Consider the following 18,410-nt stretch of genomic DNA (forward strand, 5'->3'; position numbering starts at 1 on the left):
GCGAGCGCCCCCCGCCGCCGATCGCCTAAACTGAATCGAACCGTTCGGCTCCGACCCACCGTCATACACAGCGAGGCACGCCATGACCGCAAGCCAGCCGGCACGCATGGATCTTCCCGGGCAGGTCGTGCTGGTGCTCCAGGGCGGCGGCGCACTGGGCGCGTTCCAGCTCGGCGTCTTTCAGGCGCTGGACGAAGCCGGCATCCGGCCAGACTGGGTGGTGGGCACGTCGATCGGCGCCATCAACGCGGCGCTGATCGCCGGGAATCCGCCGGAGCGGCGCTACGAAAGGCTGTCGGCGTTCTGGCAGCGCGTGACCGAACGGACCCGTTTCGACGCCCCGCTGCTGCCCGGCTGGGACCGGACGCTGGCCGAGCTGATGATCATCGGCGGCGGCATCGCGGGGTTCTTCCAGCCCAATCCGGCGTCGTGGTTCGGGCCGATGGTGCGCCTCGGCGTCGATCGCGCGTCGTATTACCGGATCGCGCCGCTGCGCGACACGCTCGCGTCGCTGATCGAGCCCGACCTGCTCAACGCGGGCCGCCCGCGCCTGACCGTCAGCGCGGTCAACGCATGCACGGGCACGATGCGCTATTTCGATTCGCGCGAGACCCGGCTGGGACTCGAACACATCATGAGTTCGGGCGCGCTGCCGCCCGCGTTCCCGGCGATCCGGATCGACGGCGAGCCGTACTGGGACGGCGGCGTGTATTCGAATACGCCGGTCGAAGTGGTGCTCGACGACAACCCGCGCCGCAATTCGATCATCTTCTCGGTACAGGTGTGGAATCCGGCCGGCCCCGAGCCCGAAAGCATCTGGCAGGTGTCGGAGCGGCAGAAGGACATCCAGTACGCGAGCCGCACCGACAGCCACATCGCACGCCAGCAGCAGATCCACCGGCTGCGTCATGTAATCCGCGAACTGGTGCGGCACGTGCCGGAAGCCGAACGCGCGTCGCCCGCCGTGCACCGGCTGGCCGCGTGGGGATGCGAAACCACGATGCATCTGGTCAAGCTCGCGGCGCCGCGGCTCGCCGGCGACAATCAGTTGAAGGACATCGATTTCACGCCGGAAGGCATCGCCGCCCGCCGGCAGGCCGGCTACGAGGCCGCGCAGCGGGCCATTGCCGCCCGTCCGTGGGACCTGCCGACGGACCCGACCGAAGGCCTGACGGTATTCGACGCCAGCGCACCGCCCGGCACGCAACAGCCCGCATGACGCGCGGCGCCGCCGCCGCACGCCGGCCGGGCCGCCGCGCTCAGCCGCGAGCGGCCTGCAGGCGCGCGCGGCCGGCCGCGCTGACCTCGACCAGGGCCCCACCGCCATGCGCGGGGTGCCGGATCACGTAGCCGCGCGCGCAGGCTTCCTCCCATACCGGCAGGCGCGGGCACGACGTCCGCCACGCATCGATCACTTCTTCGTAGGGCCGCGTGCCGCGCCCGATCCATTCGAGCAGGTCGAGGATCAGCGGCTCGATCGACGCCGTGTCGCGCGCGAGCACCTCCGGGTTGACCACGTGGATCGGCTGCCCGGCCGCGAAGGACACGATCTGGTCGAACACATCGGAGAACTGCGTCTCGTATTCGTCCTCGGTCACGTAGCCGATGTGCGGCGTACACACGACATCGGGGCAACGCAACAGCGGATGCCGCGGATCGCGCAGCGGCTCCGTCTCGTAGACGTCCACCGCCGCCATCCCGGGCCGGCCGGCCTGCAACGCCGCCTCGAGCGCGCCCGGCGCGACGAGGCCCGCACGGCTCGTGTTGACGAACAGCGCGCCGGGTTTCATCCGGGCCAGATCGTCGGCCGTCACGATGCCGCGCGTGGCCGGCACGAGCCGCATGTGCAGCGACAGCACGTCGCAGGTTTCGAAGAACGCACGCTTGTCCGGGGCCGTGTTCCACCCGTCGTCGCGCGCACGCTGCAGCGACGCTTCGCGCGCCAGGACCAGCACGTTCATCCCGAACGCGGCGCCGTACCGGGCAACCTCCGCCCCGATCCGGCCATAGCCGTATATCCCCAGCGTGCGCCCGCGCAACGTCCGCCCGACGCCGATCTGCCAGCGGCCGGCCTGCAGCGCGCGCATCTGCTGCGGAATCCGGCGCATCGCGGCGAGCACGAGGCCCCACGTCAGCTCGGCCGCCGCATGGGACGGCGTGCCGGCGTGCTGGTTCGACGACACGATCACGCCGTGCGCGGTGCACGCATCGATGTCGATGTGCGGATAGACGCTGCGCTGGCTGATCAGCCGCAGCTTCGGCAATTGCGCGACGAGCGGCGCGCGGATCTGCGTGCGTTCGCGGATCAGCACCAGCACTTCGGTGTCGCGCAGGCGTTCCGCCAGCACGTCGACATCCTGCACGTGGTCGTTCCAGACCGTGACCGCGTGCCCGTCCAGCTTGCGGAAGCACGGCAGCGTGCGCAGCGTGTCGAAATAATCGTCGAGGATCGTGATGTTCATGGGGCGCTCCCGGCAACGTCGTCATCCTGAACCGGGAGCGCCCCGCAGGGAAATGAAATTATCTTGTCGATTCCTGCATTTTTCTGATCGATCGCCTTCGCCGCGAGGATTGCGAGCCGGCTTACGGCGATTCCGTGCGTGCCTCCGGTGCGGTGCCGGCGACGACCGGACACGACGAGGGCAACGCCTGGCCGAACAGCACGGCCTGCCCGCAGGCGGACGTGAACATGCCGAGATTGTCGTGCCCCACGCCCGGCACTTCGACGACCTGCTGCGCGAGATCGGCCGGATGCCGCTTCTTCAGGTAGTCGAAATACGCGAGCCCGCGCGCGAGCCGGTACGGGCCTTGCGCCATCGCCGCGCACGAACGGTCGATGAAATGGGTGTAAGGGTTCGTGTCGGCCTGGCCGAGCAGGTACACGACATGGCGCGCGACATAGCGCGTCTCGAGATCGCGCACATCCTGCGACGCGACGTACGGCGGCGCCGACTTCAGCCCGTATTTCCACTCCGTCGCGCGCGGGCAGGCGCCGCCCGCGAGCACCTGGCCGTCCGGCCGCTCGTCGTCGAAATACACGTAGCTCGACGGGTTCGCGACCACATAGCGCACGGCGATGCCGCCGCGCGCCAGCGCGTCGCCCTCGCGCCCGGCCACCGCGTAACGCTGCAGCAACTGCGCGCCGGCGGAATGCCCGATCACCACCACGGTCGACAACGCGGGATACCGGCTGCGGTCGGCGAAATGCGCCAGCAACGCGTCGAGCGCGGCGAACGAACTGACCGGCCCCGGCTGACGGGCGGCGTCCCCGCCTTTCCATCCTTCCTGCGTCCAGGCCAGCGTCTGCGCGGGCAACGAGAACGCGCGCGTATCGGCGCGCGTCAGGAACTGCGGCGCGACGACCATCGTGCCCTGGCCGGCCGCGCCGGCCTGTTCGACCACCTTGAGCCCCGACGCATAGTACGCGTCGGCATTGCGGAGCGTGCCGTGAATCACGATGAAGACGCGCGTGACGTCGGGCGCGGCCTGGTCGAGCGGGCGATCGGCGTAGACGGGCAGCACCGCGCCGCCTTGCGGCGTATCGACGGCCAGACGCTGGTCGGCGACGGCCTTGACCGGTGCGTCGAGGCGTTCGCGCTGCGTGGCGGCGTCGGCCGGGGGCGCGCCGCCCAGCAGGCCGGCTGCGGCAACCGCGAGCGACAGCGTGCACGACAGCGCCCGGACAACCGGCAGCGCGCGCGAGGGCAGGAATCTGGCGAAGGCGACGGACATGGGTGACATGGTGACGGATCGGGTGACGGATATCACTTTAACGACGATCGTCGCAGAATCCGTCGCGCATTGCCGGACGGTTGCGAAAAGCCGTCCGTCCGGCCGCCCGCTGGGCGGTTGCCTCGGGCCGGCGGCGCCCCGTCACCCGCACCGATATCCCGGCGGCCAACCGGGCGACCTCGCCCCGGATCGCCGGCCGCGCACGGTCCGCGCCGTCCGGTCGGGCGCGATCGCGCAGGCCGGCGGCTCGCCCGGAAAGGCGCCGCGCTTCCATCGCAGACGGCCCGCATGCCGCGGCATCGGCGGATGCCGCGGCGCATCCGGATCGACGGCCGCGATCAGCGCATCACGCCTGCCCGCCCGGCGCACCGGCGAGCGTGTAGTCGAACACCAGCACGTGCTGCGGGTCCAGCAGCGGACCGATATCCGCCTTGAATGCATGGTGTTGAAGGTCGTAGAAGGCCGGATCGTCGACCACCGGCTCGCCGACATAGTAGTTGCGATCGCCCTCGGAAGCGAAGCTCAGCAGGAACGCGTGCTCGAAGCCGCGATCCGCCCCTTCCCCGCTGCCCTGCAGCCCGTGCTCGATCGACAGGATGTACGGCCGGCCGTCGCGCACGCAACTGTCGCGCAGCGCCAGGAATGCCTCGACGGCCTCGCGCTGCAGCGATTCGGGTACGCGCTCCGCGAAACGCAGCAGCACGAGATGGCGAACCGTGCCGACCCGGTAGCCGGCCGCCGTAAACGCCCGCACCCCGACCTGTCGGAGTTCATCCCCGAGCCTCTCGGCGGCGGGTTGGCGATCGGCTTCGGCAAGCGTGAGGCTGGCGTCCATGGCGGCTCCTGTACGAAATGAATGGACGCCCAGTATTCGCTAGCGCGGCCACGCCGCATTGTAGAAATGCGCATGTCCGGCGAGCGCCGCGCGCCGCACCTCGCCGGGACTGAACCCGGTCAGCGCGCGGAATTCGTGCGTCTGATGCGCCTGGTCGGCATAGCCGGCGTCGAGCAGATCCGTCAGCGAACGATCCGGCGACGCCAGCACGATCGTCCGCAGCGCGCGCTGCAGCCGCGCGAGCCGCCTGAAGCACACGGGCGACGAGCCCGTCGCCGCGCGGAAGCGATACGCGAGCTGACGGCGACACAGGCCGGCCGCGGCCGCGACGTCGGCGATCCGCGCCGGATCGCCCCGCAGCAGCCCCGCGACGGCGTCGTCGATGCGGCTGCCGCGCGACGGCTTGCGCAATTGCGCGAGAAAGAAATCGTCGAGCAGGGCCGCGCGTTCGGCCGCGCCGGCGCCGAGCGCGATGCGCTCGGCCAGCTCCGCCGCGGGCGGGCCCCACACGTCCTCGGCGGACACGACCGAATCGGCCAGCTCCGTCGCGGGCAGGCCGGTCAGCCTCGGAATGGCGCCCGCCCGCACGCGCACGGCGACGAATCCGGGCGCCGCCGGCGTGGCGAACCGGATCGGTGCGCCGCGCACGCACGCGACATGCGCGTGCGGCAACGCCTGCACGCACGCCCCGTCGACGGAGCGGCGCTCGAACGGTGCGTGGAAATGAAAGAAGATCTCCATGCCGCCGGGCCCCGGCATGACGGGCAGCAACGCCGGCGACGGCATGCCCGCGCCGTCCCAGCTCCAGTAGCGATCGATGAGCGCGCGGAGCGGCGCGGCGGGAAGACGATGATCGACGCGCATGTCGAAAGTCGCGGTGCGAGGCATGCTCGGTGTCCTTGTCGGCGATGGCCGGGGGCGGCTCGCGCGGCGCGCCTGCGCTGCCCGCGGCCGTGCCGGCCCTATGCTGCGGAAGAGTCGCGCTGCATTTCGCGCACGATCGCGTCCAGTTCGCCGATATGCGAGGCGACCGACTGCTTGCCCGCGCGCGCCCATCCGTCGGATGACGTCATGCCGCTCACCGCGCCGACGAACGCCATGCCCGCCCGCTCCGCCGCCTGCGCATCCACCGCGTGATCGCCCACGTAGATCGCGGAGCGGGCCGGCAGGCCAAGCCGCGCCAGCGCCAATACGAGCCCTTCCGGATCGGGCTTGTGGCGCTGCACGTCTTCCCCGCCGACCAGCACGTCGACGGACGACTGCAATGCGTTCAGCGCGAGGATCGCCTCGATCCGGTAGCGGAACTTCGACGAAACGATCGCGACCGCGAGGCCCTGCTCGCGCAAGCGCGCGAGCAGCGGCGGCACCTCGGGATAGATGCGGGTGCCCTGGACCATGATCTCGTCGGCGCGCGCCACGAAGTGACGCGCGAACGCGTCGGCCCGCGCCGGGTCGGCTTCCCCCGTCAGCGAGCGGAACATCTCGTGCAGCGGCAGCCCGATCACGGCGCCGATCTGCGCCGGCGTCGCGCCGGCGGCGCCCAGCCGGTGCAACGCGTATTCCGTGCACTCGACGATCGCGGCGGACGAATCCGCCAGCGTCAGATCGAAATCGAATATGACGGCCCGAACAGACATGAAAGGACTCCGCAAACAAAAATGGCTCATGCGCACCGCATGAACCGGATTGACGTCGCGATGCGCGCCGGCGTGTCGATCGGTCAGCGCGCGTCGCCGGACTGCTCGCGATCGGCCGCCTCGAACCCTTCCGGGTCGCGCTTCGCCCATTGTCTTGCCCAACCCAGCAGCGGCTGCAGCGCCGCTTCGAGCCGGCGGCCCTCGGCGGTCATGCCATAGCCGCCCTCGCCGTGCTCGACGAGGCCCGACGCCCTGAGCTCCGCCAGCCGCATGTTGAGCAGGCGCGTGTTCGTGTCGCAGGCTTCCTGCAGCGCGCGGAAGGTGAGCGGCTCGCCGCGCAGCTCCCACAGGATGCGCAGCGTCGTACGCCGCCCGAGCAGATCCAGCACGACCATGATGGGCCGCCCTGTCTTCGATCCGCGGACGCGTTGTCCGATCCTGGGTGTAGTCATGCTGTATTTTTTAAAGCAAACGCCGCGCTGCGTCAACGCGGTGATGCACTGTCGCACGCAAGCGGCCCCGCAGGCAAGCGTCATTTTTCTCATCCGCGCTTTACTTTTTAAAGCACGCAGCCTACGCTACCGGCTCGGCCATCGGCGACTGCGCTCGTTGACACGCGCTCGCCACGTGCACGGAGGAGTTCACATGACTCAACGCATCGCATGCGCAGTACCGCCGTTCGCCCCCGACATCGCCGCGTCGATCGACCGGGTCATGCGGGGCCGCCCGCCGCTGCGGCTGTTCACCACGCTGGCGCGCGACGCGCGCCTGTTCACGAAGTTCTTTGCCGCCGGCCTGCTGGACAAGGGCCATCTCGACATCCGCCAACGCGAGATCGTCATCGACCGCACCACCGCGCTGTGCCGGTCCGAATACGAATGGGGCGTGCATGTCTCCGTGTTTTCTCCGGCAGCGGGATTGACCCGCGAACAGGTTCGCTCGCTGGCCGTCGGCTCGGCCCTGGATACCTGCTGGAACGACGCCGACCGCCTGCTGATCCGGCTGTGCGACACGCTCCACCTGCATTGCGACGTCGACGACGACCTGTGGCACGAACTGCGCCCGCGGTTCAGCGACGAGGCACTACTCGAATTGTTGATGCTCGCGGGCTTCTACCGGACCGTCAGCTACCTCACGAACGGGCTGCGCCTGCCGCCGGAGCCCGGCGCCGCGCGGTTTCCGTCATGAACCGCGCGCCGGCGGCGCACGCACGACTCGCTCGTCACGACGCGTTGCGCCGCGCGCGCGTCTTCTCGAGCCGCCAGTGCATGATGTCGTCCGCACCCGGCCCGGCCTCCACCCGCAGGTCCGCCATGTCGACCGGCTTGCCCGTCTCGGCATCGACCGCCGCCAGCCGCACCGCATGCCCCGAGCGCGCCTCCGTGAAGCACAGCGGCGGCGCCTTCGATTCCGCCAGCCCCCAGGCGTCGCCGACCTGCGCGAGCGCCATCAGCACGATGCCGATGTCCCGCCCGCGCTGCGTCAGGTGGTATTCGTACCGCTCGGGGCGCGACTGATACAGCCGGCGCTCGATCAGCCCCCTGCCCTCGAGCGCCTTCAGGCGGTCGGACAACGTCGCATGGGTCACGCCCGTCGATTGATGCAGATCGTCGTAGCGCGCCAGCCCCAGCGCCAGATCGCGCACGATCAGCAAGCTCCATCGATCGCCGAGCGCGTCGAGCACGCTCGCGATCGAACAGGTCATGCCGTCAAAACTCTTGGATTTCATCGCGAATCACCTTTCCTGACTTCGATGCGCCGCACAGGTCCGCGCGCGCGGCGCCAATCGTATCGCATCTGGCCCCGCTTGACGGCACATCGTCTCACACTTACTCTAATAATAAGAGTTATCAAAAATCTTGCCAGCCCATCCTTCCAGGAGGTTCGTACATGAAGCAGGAAAATCGAGGTGTGATCGTCGTAACCGGCGCGTCGTCGGGCATCGGCGCGGTCTATGCGGATCGTCTGGCCGCGCGCGGCTACGACCTGATCCTGGTCGCGCGCCGGCGCGAACGTCTCGCCGCGCTCGCCGACCGGCTCCAGTCCGCCTACGGATGCGACGCGGAGGCCGTCGCCGCCGACCTGTCGACCCAGGAGGGCGTCGCGCGGGTCGAGGCGCTGATCGACGGCACCGTCGATCTCGCCGGCGTCGTCAATGCCGCGGGGCTCGGCGCGCTGGGCCTGTCGGCGTCGGTCGATCCGGCGGCCGTCGACGCGATGATCCGCGTCAACGTGCTCGCGCTGACCCGGCTCTCGCTCGCGGCCGCGCGCCGTTGCGGCGCGGCCGGGCGCGGGCTGATCGTGAACATCGGATCGATCGTCACGCTGATGCCGGTGCCCGGCGCGGGCGGCTACAGCGGCTCGAAAGCGTATGTGCTCAATTTCACGCGGTCGCTGCACGCCGAGCTTGCGCCGCGCGGCGTCGCGGTGCAGGCCGTCATGCCGGGGCCGGTGCGCACGGAATTCTTCGGCAAGGCGTCCGCGCCGTTCCCCGACTCGCTGTTCATGACGCCGGAAACGCTCGTCGACACGGCGCTGCATGCACTGGATCACGAGGAATCCGTCTGCTTCCCGACGCTCCACGACCTCGGCGCGTGGCAGCAGTTCGACGGCGCGCGCGGCAACCTCCTGCACGCCGTCACGCGGGACGGCCTGCCCGCCGCGCGCTACAGCGCCGCGTAAAGCGACGCCCGCCCCCTTCTTCTCACGCACCGAGGAACATCCATGCCGCTCTGGAACATCTACCATCCCGAACTCGCCTACACCGACGCGGACAAGCTGGAGATCGCCGAACGCATCGTCGGCTTCTACGACGGATTCCTGCCGCGCTTCTACGTGAACGTGCTGTTTCAGCCGCTGCCGCCCGCGTCGTTCCTGATCGGCGGCAAGCCGACCGGCGACTTCGTGCGGATCCGGGTCGATCACATCGCGCGGCAGATCGACGATCCCGCCGAGCAGGCGCGATTCATGCACCATGTCGGCCAGCGCCTCGCGCCGTTCATCGGCGAACGCGGCCTGCGCTGGGAAATCCATATCGGCGAAACGCCGTTCGGGCTCTGGGCGATCGAGGGCATGCGCCCGCCGCGACCGGGCACGCCGGCCGATCTCAAATGGCGCACGGAAAACCGGCCGTCGCCGTACTGAACGGCGCGGCATCCGGGGCGCACCGCGCGGCTCCGCGCCCCGCCGCATCTTCGCCGCATCCTCACGATTCGCGACAGGAAGCACTGCCATGATCACCGAAATCGTCTTGTTCAAGCTGCAGCCCGACGTCGACCTCGCCACGCTGCGGAACCGCTATGAAACGACCGCCGTGAAGTGGGCGCTGAACCCCGACCTGCTGCACAAGTGGTACTTCTACGATCCGGCCACGCACGAAGGCGGCGGCGTGTACGTGTGGCGCACCCGCGAAGCCGCCGAGCGCTGGCACGGCGACGAGTACAAGGCGATGGTCGAGCGCGTGTACGGCCATCCGCCCGTGATACGCGTGCTCGACACGCTCGGCCACGTCGACGCGACGCAAGGGCGCTACGAGATCCTCGGCCTGCCGGCCTGAAGGCGGCCAGCTCCGCGGCGGGGCGGCTCCGCCCCGCCTTCACGCACGTCCCTGCTCCGTCCCCGCAATCGCGTTTCGCTATCAACCCCATTGCCGGCAGTGCTTTCAAACATATCGTCAAGTTCCGATATAAGATTCGCCCATCGACGATACCCGTTTGCCCGACCGAAACGCCCCACCCATCCATGCCGACCGAACTCGACATCGAAGCGATCCTGAAAGCGCTCTCGAACCCCGTGCGCCGGGAAATCCTCGTCTGGCTGAAAACGCCGGACGTGCATTTCCCGCACCAGACGCTGCCGTACGAACACGGCGTCTGCGCGGGCCAGATCGATGCGCGCTGCGGGCTGTCGCAATCGACCGTCTCCGCGCACCTCGCGACACTGCAGCGCGCGGGGCTCGTGACGTCGACGCGGATCGGCCAGTGGGCGTTCTTCCAGCGCAACGAGGCCGTCATCGACGCATTTCACGACGCCCTGCGCCGCGAACTCTAGCCAACGGCCGAACCGGCCATGCGGGCCTCCGCCGTGCGTGACGCACGCGGCCCCGCCTTTCGTGAAGAGGTTATCTGCCATGCCCACCCTGTTCGATCCCGTTACCCTCGGCGACCTGAACCTGCCGAACCGCATCGTGATGGCGCCGCTCACCCGCTCCCGCGCGGGCGCGACACGCGTGCCGAACGCGCTGATGGCCCGCTACTACGCCGAGCGCGCAACGGCCGGCCTGATCATCACCGAGGCAACGTCGGTCACGCCGCAGGGCGTCGGCTATGCGGACACGCCGGGCATCTGGTCCGACGAGCAGGTCGAAGGCTGGAAGCAGGTCACGCGGGCCGTGCACGCGGCCGGCGGGCGCATCGTGCTGCAGCTCTGGCACGTCGGCCGGATTTCCGACCCGGTGTTCCTGAACGGCGACCTGCCGGTCGCGCCGAGCGCGATCGCCGCGGGCGGCCACGTCAGCCTCGTGCGCCCGCAGCGCCCGTACGTGACGCCGCGCGCGCTCGAACTCGACGAGATCCCGGGCATCGTCGCCGCATACCGCAAGGGCGCCGAGAACGCGAAGGCCGCCGGCTTCGACGGCGTGGAGATCCACGGCGCGAACGGCTACCTGCTCGACCAGTTCCTGCAGGACAGCACCAACCGGCGCACCGATGCGTACGGCGGCCCGGTCGAGAACCGTGCGCGCCTGCTGCTCGAAGCGGTCGACGCCGCGATCGACGTGTGGGGCGCCGGCCGCGTCGGCGTACACCTCGCGCCGCGCGGCGACGCGCACACGATGGGCGACTCCGATCCGGCGGCGACGTTCGGCCATGTCGCACGCGAACTCGGCCGCCGCAAGATCGCGTTCATCTTCACGCGCGAATCGTATTCGGGCGACCAGTTGAGCCCGCGCCTGAAGGAAGCGTTCGGCGGCCCGCTGATCGCGAACGAGCAGTTCACGCCCGACACCGCGCAGGCCGCGCTGACGAACGGCACCGCCGACGCGATCGCGTGGGGCAAGCTGTTCATCGCGAACCCCGACCTGCCGCGCCGCCTCGAACTCGGCGCACCGCTCAACAAGCCGGTGCCGGAGACTTTCTACGCGGAAGGCGAAACGGGCTACACCGACTACCCGGCGCTGAGCGACGCGGCCTGACGGCCGGGCGGCGCGTGTTCAGCTGCGCACGTCCGCGCACATGAATACGCGCCGCGTCTCGTCGAGCCCGAGCTCGACGTGGTGCGCGCGGATCGCACGCAGCGCGTCGTCGAGCGCGGCGGCGTCGACGATCCTGAAACCCAGGCGCGCGTAGTACGGCGCATTCCACGGCGCGTCGCGGAACGTCGACAGCACGACCTGCGCGATGCGGTCCTGCGCCGCGCGCGCCGCCACCTGTTCGATCAGGCGTGCGCCGATGCGCTGTCCGGCATGCGACGGCGCGACATCCAGCTCCTCCAGATAAAGCCGCTGCGCATCGAGCGGCCGGTAGAACGCAAACCCGACGCACGCACCGAGCGCGTCGACGGCCACGTACGCGTGGCCGCGGTCGATGCGCGCGAGCACGGCGTCCGGATCGGTCGGCCCGGCTTCGGCGATGCCGGCCATGCCGATCTCGCGAAACCGCTGCGCGGCGGCGACTTCCACGGCGGCCATCGCGGCCGCGTCTTCCCGCGTGGCGGGGCGAATCAGGATCGGTGCAGTCATGACGGCAATTCAGGCGGACAGGCTGGAACGGCCGTCACTATAATCGAAACCTCATACGTTTCGAACACCACGCGCGCCGCGCTCGATCAGAACGGGAAAGCGGTTGACGCCGGGCCTGCGGTATTGCGCGTCGTGAGGGAGATCGCGATCGGACCGGATCGAAATTTCCTGTACGCACGAGGTTGCCTGCGTCAGGACAGTCGCCCGAAAGCCAGCATGACAAGACACCGCGCCGCAAGGCACCGTGTGTCTCGCCGATTGGCCGCCTGCGGATGCCGCCGGGTTCTGCCGCAGCACGATGGTGTCCGACGCGCAGGCCTGGCACGACGCACATCCCGACACGACGGACCGGCTGCATTTCTGCATCACGATCGGCGACGCGCACTGATCGTCGTATCCCTGCATCGCAGGCCGGCGCGTGGCCGGCGACCCGCAACCGCAGTCGCATCGTTGCTCCGGAGGATTTCACCGTGAAAAACTGGCTGTCGACCGTATCGGCCGTCCTGCTCTGCCTGTCAGCCTCGGTCGCGCATGCGGCCGGCATCAAGTTCGTCCGGATCCCGGCCGACGCCGGCGGGCCCGAACTGAAGGCGGTCGTGTGGACGCCTTGCGCGGAACCCGCGCAGACGCTCGCGATCGGCCCCTTCGAAGTGAAAGGACAGCGCGACTGCCCGACCGTCGGCGACAAGCTGCCGCTCGTCGTGATCTCGCACGGGCACGCGGGCACGCTCCTCGGCCATCACGACCTCGCGGAAACGCTCGCGGACGCGGGCTATGTGGTCGCGGCCATCAACCATCCCGGCGACACGGCGCTCGACTTGAGCCATCAGGCCGACATTCACGAATTCGCCGAGCGCCCCGTCGACATGAAGCGCCTGGTCGACTACATGCTCGCCAGCTCGGCAGACGCCGCTCGAATCGATCCCGCCCGGATCGGCTTCTTCGGTTTCTCGCGCGGCGGCTATACCGGGCTCGTGCTGGCCGGCGGCAATCCCGATTACGTGCACGCGCCGGTCGCCTGCACCGACCCGACCTGGCTTATCTGCCGGCAGATTCGCGACCGCGACCTTGCCCTCCCGCCCCCCACACGCGACCCGCGCATCAAGGCGTACGTGCTGGCCGATCCGCTCGACGAATTCCCGACCGCCGACACGGTGAAGGACATTCACGCGCCGATCCAGCTCTGGGCATCGGAGGAAGGCGGCGACGGCGTCGAGCCGGCCACCGTCCCGGCGCTGGCCGGCCTGTTGCCGCAGCGGCCGGAATTTCACGTCGTTCGGCACGCGGCGCATTTCGCGTTCGTCGCGCCGTGTTCCGACGCATTGAAAAAGATATCGCCGCGCGTGTGCATCGATGCCGGCGACTTCGATCGCATCGCATTTCACCGGACACTCGACGCCAGCGCACTCGCATTCTTCACCGCGAATCTGCACTAGCAGCGAAACGACCGGCGCCACGCACCGGGCGCCGGCGCGTAAGCGTTGCACGCGATCAGCGCGCGCACGAGCGCCCAGTCGTCATCGTCGCAGAAATCGAGCAGCATCGCGCCATGCGGGCCGGGCCGCTCGCGCAATCGCTCGGCGAGCCGCGCATGAATGCCCCGCACCCTGCCGTCGCCGTGCGCGACCACCGACGGATTCGCCCCCATCCCGGTGCCGCTGCAGAAGCTGATCGCCCAGCGGCCGCTGTCCGGCGCCGGCAGGTCCGTCAGCAGCGCGTCGATCGCCCGCCACTTCCAGCCGATCGACGCGGCCACCGGCACGCGATACTCGTCCTGGATCACGAACGCGCCGTCGGGATGGTCGATCGTAAACGTCGCGTTGTCGGGCCACGCGGTCAGGTCGATGCCGAGCGGCCGGCCGCTGCGGAAGCGCCGCAACAGCACGATCGCGCCGCGCACGTCGCCGAGCGCGGGCAGCGTGCCGCCGGCGTGCCAGCGCAGCCGCGGATGCCGCGCGCGATGCGCGTCGAAGGTCGCGTCGAAACCGCGCGTGCACGCGTGCGCCGGCCACTCGTCCTTGACCGACATCACGATGCATTCGCGCGGATGCGCATCGAGGAACCGCGCGCAAGTCTCCAGCACGTCGTCGAACGTCATGCCGAGCGCGATGCCGCCGTGATGGATGTCGAATGCGTCGCGCACGTGCCGGCAGCGGATGTCGAGCAGCCGCACGCCGTGCGCGAGCTGCGCGTCGAGCGGCGCGCGCTGCGTGCGCACGAGCAGATCGTCGACGGTATACGCACAGGTGTCATGGCTGCCCGGTAGGGTCAGCGTATGCAGCGGCCGCGCGTCGTCGAGCGCCGACATCCAGTCGGCAGGCGGCATGCACGTATCGTGGCTCGAAGGGATCATGAATCGATGAATGACAAGGAAAGAAAACCGTGGGTCACCGCGTCGGACGTCGCGGCGCGGGCCGGCGTCTCGCGCTCCGCGGTGTCGCGCGCCTTCTCGCCGACGGCAAGTATCGCGCCGCAGACGCGTGAACGCGTGATGGTCGCCGCGCGCGCGCTCGGCTATCAGGTCAACCTGATCGCGCGCGACATGATCACGCAGCGCAGCAGCATGATCGGCGTCGTGACGGCCGGGTTCGAGAATCCGTTCCGCGCGCGGCTGCTGTCGGACCTGATGGCCGCGCTCGGGCAGCGCGCGCTCACGCCGCTCGTCACCAACGCCGAAGATCCGCGCCAGGTCCGGCAATCGCTCGAACAGTTGCTCAGCTACCGGATCGCGGGCCTCGTGATGACGTCCGCGTCGCCGCCGCTGTCGGTCGCGCAGCAGTACCTGGAACACCGGATCCCGGTCGTGATGATCAACCGCGAAGCGGACCTGCCGGGCGCGGATATCGTCGTCAGCGACAACGCGGCGGGCGCCGCCCACGCAGCCCAGCGTCTCGTGCGGGCCGGCGCGCGCCGGCTCGCATTCGTCGGGCCGCGCGACGCGAGCTACAGCGCGCGGTCGCGCGCCGCCGCGTTCGAGCAGGCGATCGGGCGCGGCGACGCGTTCGACGCGACGCTCGCGTGCGTGATCGACACGCCGTCCGACACCCACGCAAGCGGAATCGATGCCGCGCGGCGAATGTTCGCGAGCGGCGCGCGGCCCGACGGCGTGTTCTGCTCGTCGGATCTGCTCGCGCTCGGCGTGATCGACGCCGCACGCGGCGAATTCGGGTTGCGGGTGCCGGACGACCTGCGCGTGATCGGCTTCGACGACATTCCGGCCGCCGAATACGACGCCTACCGGCTGACGACGCTCCGGCAGGACACCCGCGGCCTCGCGCAGGCGGCGGCCGACCTGCTTGCCGACCGGATGCAGACGTTCGACGGCCCGTCGCGCACGCGCGTCGTGCCGGTCATGCAGGTGGTGCGGGCCAGTTGCGCGTAACAGCGCGGATCGGGGCGCGGCGTCGCCGCGCGTCACTTCAGCCCGCCCGCGAACCCGCGCAACAGGTAGCGCTGCACATAGCCGGCCACGGCCAGCGTGGGCAGCGACGCCATCAGCCCCGCGCTCATCAGGTCGCCCCAGTCGATGCCGTTCTCCGTCACGTAGCCCGCGATCGCGAGCGGAAGCGTGAATCGGCTCGGCGTCGACACGAACAGCAACGCGATCAGGAACTCGTTCCACGCGGCGATGAACACGAAGATCGCGGTCGCGATCAGCCCCGGCGCGCACAGCGGCAGCACGATCTGCACGAGTCGTCGCGCCAGCCCCGCGCCGTCGATGCAGGCCGCCTCTTCGTAGTCGACCGGCACGTCGCGCACGAACGCGAGCAGCATCCAGATCGCCATCGGCAACGCATAGATCTGGTACGCGAGCATCAGGCCGGGCATCGAATCGAGCAGGTGCAGCCGCTTCGCGAGCGCGAACAGCGGCACCGCGATCGTGATCGGCGGCATCAGCTTCAACGCCAGCACGAGCACCAGGAACAGCAGGTCGAGCCGCGCCGGGAACCGCAGTCGCACCAGCGCGTAGGCGGCCGGAAACGCGAGCGCCAGCGCGATCAGCGTCGTGCCGAAGCCGACCAGCAGCGAATTGAACAGCGGCGCACCGATGCCGTTGGACCATACCGACGCGAAATGCTCGAAGGTCGGCGCGGCCGGCCAGATCCGCAACGGATGATCGAGGCGTTCGAGGGTCGGCATGAACGCCGCGCCGGCCATCCACAAACATGGCAGCAGCAACAGCGCGAGCGCGACGATGCGCAACCCCCACGGCAGCGCGCGACCGAATGCGGCGCCCGTTCGCGGGGGCGCAATGCCTGCGGGGCGCGCCGTCATGCGCGCCGCTTCCGAACCGTCTGCCATACGTACCCCGAGACCAGCAGTGCGGACGCCGCGAGCATCAGCACCGACGCGGCGCTCGCCGGCCCGACGTTGAAGAAGCGGAAGCCCGTGTCGTAGATATAGGTCGACAGCGTCTGCGTCGCATTGCCGGGGCCGCCGCCCGTCAGCGCATAGACCTTGTCGAACAGCTTGAACGTGTCGATCGAGCGCAGCAGCAGCGCGAGGCCGATCTGCGGCGCCGCGAGCGGCAGCGTGACGTCGCGCAGGCACTGCCACTCGCTCGCGCCGTCGGTGCGCGCGGCCTCGTACAGTTCCTGCGGGATCGACTGCAGCCCCGCGAGCACGATCAGGAACGCCATCGGCGTCCACTGCCAGACGTCGACGAGCGCGAGCGACCACAGCGCGAGATGCGGATCGGACAGCCAGCGCACGCCGTCGATGCCGACCGTCGCGAGCAGCGCATTCAGGAAACCGTCGAAATTCAGCCAGTTGCGCCAGATCGCCGAGCACACCAGCGTCGACAGCATCATCGGCAGGATCGCGAGCGGCAGCGCGATGCGCCGCCCCGGAAACGCGCGCACGAACAGCAGCGCGAGGCCGAAGCCGAGCGCGACCTCGGCGAGCGACGCGACGACCGTGAAGCGCAGCGTGTTGCCGAAGCCGGCCGCGAACGCGTCGTCGCCGAGCACCGCGCGATAGTTCGCGAGCCCCGCAAACGCGCGGCGGCCCGCCGCGTAGTCGACCTGGCAGAACGAATCGATCAGCACCTGCACGACCGGATACAGCGCGAGCGCGGCGAGCACCAGCAGCGCGGGCCCGAGCAGCGCGACGAACGGCAGGCTGCGGCCGAAGGCTTTCATGCGCGGCCTCCGGACGACGGGGCGGGACGGGCCGTCACTTGCCGGCCGCGGCCATGGCCTGCGCGATCTTCTGCTGCGCCTGGCGCAGCGCGGCGTCGGGCGCGGCCTGCCCGGTCAGCGCGAGCTGCAGCTGGTCGCCGAGAATGCTCTCGACCTGCTGCCAGTCCTTCACGCGCGGCCGCGCGCGGCCGGCCTCGAGCGCCTTCAGCTGATCGGGATACCAGCGGTACTGGCGCACCAGCGCCGGATCGTTGAACACGCTGCGGCGGGTCGGCGGAATGCCGATGCCGGCCAGGCGCGCCTGCGTGTCGCGCGCCGTCAGGTAGACGAGGAAGTCCTGCGCGAGCTTCGCGTGCGGCGCATCCTTCGGAATGCCCATCTGCCAGATGCCGAGCATCGGCGCCGGGCCGGCGGTCTGCCCGGGCGGCGGCTGCAGCGCGATCTGACCGACCACGCGCGACTGCTTCGGATCGTCGAGCGCCGGCACCCACGCCGGCCACACTTCGATCGACTGGGCGGCCGTGCCGCGCTGCAGCGCGTCGCGCACTTCCGCCGCGCCGTACACGTCGACGTCCTTCGGCGCGGACGCCTTCAGCGCGAGGAAGGTCTTCAGCGCGGCCTGCGCCTCGCGCGAATCGATCGTCACGTTGCCGGCATGGTCGAACACGTCGCCGCCGTAGGCCCACAGGATCGGCAGGAAGCCGGTCACGACCGGGTTGCCCTTGGTGCCGCGGAACACGACGCCCGACACGCTCTTGTCCGCGCCGCCGACGGTCTGCGCGATCTTCAGCACGTCGTCCCAGTTGCGCGGCGGCTGCAGCTTGTACTTGGCGAGCAGGTCCTTGCGGTACGCGAACATCTCGACGTTGCCGACGATCGGCAGCGCGTACAGCGCACCCGCCGCATTGCGGCCGAGCGCGACGGCGGACGGCACGAGATCGGCGTCCGCGAGCGACGCGGGCAGCGGCTTGAGCCAGCCGTTGCCGATGAATTCGGGCGCCCACGTGTCGTCCATCATCACGAGGTCGTACGCGCCGGTGCCTTCGCGCATCGACAGCTTGAGCTTCTGGTACAGGTTAGCGTTCGGCAGCTTGAGCAGCTCGATCTCGGTGCCCGGGTGCAGTTTGTTGAAGCCGGCGACGGCGTCGGCCAACCCCTTGCCATAGATGTCGTCGCGACCGGCGATGACGAGATCCGCGGCGGCGGCGTGCGTGGCGGCAAAGGACAGCGCGAGGGCGGCGGACAGCGCGCGCAGGCGGCTCAGCAGGGTCATGAGGTCTCTCTCGTTCGGCGTGGTGGCGGGACGGCCAGGCGTTGCACACGTGTGC

General features: G+C 69.8%; 21 protein-coding genes and 1 pseudogene. 10 read left to right on the forward strand and 12 right to left on the reverse strand.

Going from position 1 to position 18,410, the window contains the following annotated elements; all coding sequences use genetic code 11:
• Positions 1–82 precede the first annotated feature (82 nt).
• A complete protein-coding gene (locus GQ57_RS09665) occupies positions 83–1,219 on the forward strand; it encodes a patatin-like phospholipase family protein (RefSeq protein ID WP_034197723.1) in 1,137 nt (378 codons plus the stop codon).
• A 274-nt stretch (positions 1,220–1,493) separates the two neighbouring features.
• On the opposite strand, the pseudogene GQ57_RS09670 reads toward GQ57_RS09665, so the two are convergent.
• The 6 genes and pseudogenes from GQ57_RS09670 to GQ57_RS09700 all read right to left on the reverse strand — a co-directional run.
• Positions 1,494–2,462, reverse strand: a pseudogene (locus GQ57_RS09670) (D-2-hydroxyacid dehydrogenase family protein); the annotation flags it as partial.
• Between the two features lie 121 nt (positions 2,463–2,583).
• On the reverse strand, positions 2,584–3,741 hold the full coding sequence (locus tag GQ57_RS09675; protein WP_031399202.1) for an alpha/beta fold hydrolase: 1,158 nt from the start codon (positions 3,739–3,741) through the stop codon (positions 2,584–2,586).
• Between the two features lie 337 nt (positions 3,742–4,078).
• The gene (locus GQ57_RS09685; RefSeq protein WP_034197726.1) at positions 4,079–4,567 is read right to left on the reverse strand and encodes a Dabb family protein; all 489 of its coding nucleotides are present in this window, start codon (positions 4,565–4,567) and stop codon (positions 4,079–4,081) included.
• A gap of 39 nt (positions 4,568–4,606) precedes the next feature.
• Positions 4,607–5,455: a helix-turn-helix domain-containing protein gene (locus GQ57_RS09690; RefSeq protein ID WP_034197727.1), complete on the reverse strand. Its 849-nt coding sequence runs from the start codon at positions 5,453–5,455 to the stop codon at positions 4,607–4,609.
• Positions 5,456–5,529: 74 nt separating this feature from the next.
• Positions 5,530–6,204 carry an HAD family hydrolase gene (locus GQ57_RS09695; RefSeq protein WP_031399206.1) on the reverse strand — a complete coding sequence of 225 codons (675 nt, stop codon included), beginning with the start codon at positions 6,202–6,204 and terminating at the stop codon, positions 5,530–5,532.
• A gap of 83 nt (positions 6,205–6,287) precedes the next feature.
• Positions 6,288–6,599 (reverse strand): winged helix-turn-helix transcriptional regulator, encoded by a 312-nt coding sequence (locus GQ57_RS09700; RefSeq protein ID WP_031399207.1) that lies wholly within the window; start codon positions 6,597–6,599, stop codon positions 6,288–6,290.
• A 55-nt stretch (positions 6,600–6,654) separates the two neighbouring features.
• Between GQ57_RS09700 and GQ57_RS09705 the strand changes: the two genes are divergently transcribed.
• On the forward strand, positions 6,655–7,392 hold the full coding sequence (locus GQ57_RS09705; protein WP_235215042.1) for a carboxymuconolactone decarboxylase family protein: 738 nt from the start codon (positions 6,655–6,657) through the stop codon (positions 7,390–7,392).
• A 34-nt stretch (positions 7,393–7,426) separates the two neighbouring features.
• On the opposite strand, the gene GQ57_RS09710 is transcribed toward GQ57_RS09705, so the two are convergent.
• Positions 7,427–7,933, reverse strand: coding sequence for a winged helix-turn-helix transcriptional regulator (locus GQ57_RS09710; RefSeq protein ID WP_031399209.1), 507 nt, complete (start codon positions 7,931–7,933; stop codon positions 7,427–7,429).
• A gap of 161 nt (positions 7,934–8,094) precedes the next feature.
• Between GQ57_RS09710 and GQ57_RS09715 the strand changes: the two genes are divergently transcribed.
• The 5 genes from GQ57_RS09715 (at position 8,095) to GQ57_RS09735 (ending at position 11,395) form a co-directional block, all read left to right on the forward strand.
• Positions 8,095–8,886 (forward strand): SDR family NAD(P)-dependent oxidoreductase, encoded by a 792-nt coding sequence (locus GQ57_RS09715; RefSeq protein ID WP_031399210.1) that lies wholly within the window; start codon positions 8,095–8,097, stop codon positions 8,884–8,886.
• A gap of 42 nt (positions 8,887–8,928) precedes the next feature.
• Positions 8,929–9,348 (forward strand): tautomerase family protein, encoded by a 420-nt coding sequence (locus GQ57_RS09720; protein ID WP_031399211.1) that lies wholly within the window; start codon positions 8,929–8,931, stop codon positions 9,346–9,348.
• 88 nt (positions 9,349–9,436) lie between these two features.
• The gene (locus tag GQ57_RS38135; protein ID WP_052001191.1) at positions 9,437–9,760 is read left to right on the forward strand and encodes a hypothetical protein; all 324 of its coding nucleotides are present in this window, start codon (positions 9,437–9,439) and stop codon (positions 9,758–9,760) included.
• Between the two features lie 185 nt (positions 9,761–9,945).
• Positions 9,946–10,254 carry an ArsR/SmtB family transcription factor gene (locus GQ57_RS09730; RefSeq protein WP_031399212.1) on the forward strand — a complete coding sequence of 103 codons (309 nt, stop codon included), beginning with the start codon at positions 9,946–9,948 and terminating at the stop codon, positions 10,252–10,254.
• Between the two features lie 79 nt (positions 10,255–10,333).
• On the forward strand, positions 10,334–11,395 hold the full coding sequence (locus GQ57_RS09735; protein WP_034197728.1) for an alkene reductase: 1,062 nt from the start codon (positions 10,334–10,336) through the stop codon (positions 11,393–11,395).
• Between the two features lie 18 nt (positions 11,396–11,413).
• On the opposite strand, the gene GQ57_RS09740 is transcribed toward GQ57_RS09735, so the two are convergent.
• Positions 11,414–11,941: a GNAT family N-acetyltransferase gene (locus tag GQ57_RS09740; RefSeq protein ID WP_031399214.1), complete on the reverse strand. Its 528-nt coding sequence runs from the start codon at positions 11,939–11,941 to the stop codon at positions 11,414–11,416.
• A gap of 244 nt (positions 11,942–12,185) precedes the next feature.
• Here GQ57_RS09740 and GQ57_RS43025 point away from each other — a divergent pair, with 244 nt between their 5' ends.
• On the forward strand, positions 12,186–12,329 hold the full coding sequence (locus GQ57_RS43025) for a hypothetical protein (RefSeq protein WP_160257515.1): 144 nt from the start codon (positions 12,186–12,188) through the stop codon (positions 12,327–12,329).
• Positions 12,330–12,411: 82 nt separating this feature from the next.
• Positions 12,412–13,377, forward strand: a complete 966-nt coding sequence (locus GQ57_RS09745) for an alpha/beta hydrolase family protein (protein WP_031399215.1) — start codon at positions 12,412–12,414, stop codon at positions 13,375–13,377.
• On the opposite strand, the gene GQ57_RS09750 is transcribed toward GQ57_RS09745, so the two are convergent.
• Positions 13,374–14,294: a phosphatidylinositol-specific phospholipase C gene (locus tag GQ57_RS09750; RefSeq protein WP_152603226.1), complete on the reverse strand. Its 921-nt coding sequence runs from the start codon at positions 14,292–14,294 to the stop codon at positions 13,374–13,376. The two genes, GQ57_RS09745 and GQ57_RS09750, sit on opposite strands and share 4 nt — an antisense overlap.
• A gap of 6 nt (positions 14,295–14,300) precedes the next feature.
• Here GQ57_RS09750 and GQ57_RS09755 point away from each other — a divergent pair, with 6 nt between their 5' ends.
• The gene (locus GQ57_RS09755; protein WP_034197730.1) at positions 14,301–15,323 is read left to right on the forward strand and encodes a LacI family DNA-binding transcriptional regulator; all 1,023 of its coding nucleotides are present in this window, start codon (positions 14,301–14,303) and stop codon (positions 15,321–15,323) included.
• Between the two features lie 32 nt (positions 15,324–15,355).
• Here GQ57_RS09755 and GQ57_RS09760 read toward each other — a convergent pair whose 3' ends face one another.
• Genes GQ57_RS09760 through GQ57_RS09770 form a run of 3 tightly spaced genes read right to left on the reverse strand, consistent with a single transcriptional unit; the run spans position 15,356 to position 18,355 of the window.
• Complete coding sequence (locus GQ57_RS09760; protein ID WP_031399218.1) at positions 15,356–16,216, reverse strand: carbohydrate ABC transporter permease; 861 nt, start codon at positions 16,214–16,216, stop codon at positions 15,356–15,358.
• A complete protein-coding gene (locus tag GQ57_RS09765) occupies positions 16,213–17,082 on the reverse strand; it encodes a carbohydrate ABC transporter permease (RefSeq protein ID WP_031399219.1) in 870 nt (289 codons plus the stop codon). The genes GQ57_RS09760 and GQ57_RS09765 overlap by 4 nt, the downstream gene beginning before the upstream one ends.
• 34 nt (positions 17,083–17,116) lie before the next feature.
• Positions 17,117–18,355, reverse strand: coding sequence for an ABC transporter substrate-binding protein (locus GQ57_RS09770; RefSeq protein ID WP_031399220.1), 1,239 nt, complete (start codon positions 18,353–18,355; stop codon positions 17,117–17,119).
• Between the last annotated feature and the right edge of the window lie 55 nt (positions 18,356–18,410).

It is taken from the genome of Burkholderia sp. MSh2, assembly GCF_000731655.1.
Taxonomy (GTDB): Bacteria; Pseudomonadota; Gammaproteobacteria; order Burkholderiales; family Burkholderiaceae; genus Burkholderia; species Burkholderia paludis.